The sequence below is a fragment of the Bacteroidota bacterium genome, from assembly GCA_039714315.1.
In the GTDB taxonomy this organism is placed as follows: domain Bacteria; phylum Bacteroidota; class Bacteroidia; order Flavobacteriales; family JADGDT01; genus JADGDT01.
This window is the reverse complement of record JBDLJM010000273.1, coordinates 1-1,519: the sequence shown is the minus strand read 5'-3', so window position 1 is coordinate 1,519 and position 1,519 is coordinate 1. Positions and strand designations below refer to the sequence as shown.

The window sequence follows — 1,519 nt, the reverse complement described above, 5'->3', positions numbered from 1 at the left end:
AAAAGATAAAAGTATATAAAGATGAACATTGAAGGAATTATTGCAATATCAGGAAAAGGCGGTTTGTTCAAATTATTATCTCAGTCAAGAGGTGGTTTTATAGTTGAATCTCTTGCCGACGGTAAGCGTTTTCCGGTACATTCTACTAATAATGTTAGCTCGTTAGAGGATATAGCGATGTACACATACGAAGAGGAAGTGCCGTTGAGAGAGGTGTTTTCGAACATTGCCAAAAAAGAGAATGAAGGACCTACTTTAAGTCACAAGGAAAGTGCAAAAGTATTGAAGGAATATTTTGCCGAAGTTCTTCCAAACTTTGATGAGGAAAGAGTTTACAGCTCAGATATCAAGAAAGTTTTCCAGTGGTACAACATACTTCATGCAGCCGGACTGGTAGCCGTAATCAATGAGGAAGAAGATACAATCGAAGATGCTGATGTAATTTCAGAAGAGTAGAAATATCGCAAAAATAATTTTAAAGACCGTATATTCGCAGTTGATATACGGTTTTTTTGGCGCTATATCCTGCCTGCCTGGATTGGCAGACAGGCTGTCCGCTATACTGCGCATATCAAAAGTTTTTCACTATAAATTTAACAATGTCACTTCGCAAACTCAGAGCCCTGTTGAATTTTTGTTCAATAGCTTTTGCTATTTGCGCGGTGCCGCTGCCATCAAGGTGATTAATTGAGCATTTAAAATTGTGATTATATCTATATGAATCATATGCACATAAAAAGATCCATAAATACATGAATACAAAACAAGATAAATTAAAAGCATTCGAACGTCTCCTTGATATTATGGACGATTTACGTTCAGGTTGTCCATGGGATAAAAAACAGACATTAGAAAGTCTTCGTCACTTAACTATAGAGGAAGTGTATGAACTTGGGGATGCAATATTAGACAACGATCTGGAAGAAGTAAAAAAAGAACTTGGCGACATTTTACTTCATATTGTATTCTATTCGAAAATTGGATCAGAAAAAGGAGTTTTCGATATAGCAGATGTAGCAAATTCGATTAGCGAAAAGCTGATATTCCGTCATCCGCATATTTACGGTGATGTAAATGTAGTTGATGCTGAGGAAGTAAAGCAAAATTGGGAAAAATTAAAGCTGAAAGAGGGTAGAAAGTCAGTGTTGGAAGGTGTGCCTCTATCTTTGCCGGCTATGGTAAAAGCATCACGTATTCAGGATAAAGCAAAAGGAGTTGGATTCGAATGGGATAATCCGGAAGATGTGTGGAAAAAAGTAGAAGAGGAGTCCGGAGAGTTTCATCAGGCAGTTGCCGATAACGATAGACCGGCAATGGAAGAAGAGTTTGGCGATTTGTTATTCTCATTGATAAACTATGCCAGATTTATGAAAATAAATCCGGAAGATGCCCTCGAAAAAACCAATAAAAAATTCATTAAACGATTTCAGTATATCGAAGCACAAGCCGAAAAAAATGGAAGAGTATTAAGTGAGATGTCACTTGAGGAAATGGATGTTTATTGGGAGCAAGCTAAAGG

Annotated in this window: 2 protein-coding genes; both read left to right on the top strand. The window is 37.1% G+C overall.

Features of this window, described 5'->3' with window-relative positions:
* The first annotated feature begins 21 nt into the window (after positions 1-21).
* Positions 22-456, top strand: coding sequence for a DUF5606 domain-containing protein (locus ABFR62_14285; protein MEN8139586.1), 435 nt, complete (start codon positions 22-24; stop codon positions 454-456).
* Between the two features lie 296 nt (positions 457-752).
* The coding region (gene mazG / locus ABFR62_14280; GenBank protein MEN8139585.1) for a nucleoside triphosphate pyrophosphohydrolase at positions 753-1,519 on the top strand (767 nt) is incomplete at its 3' end.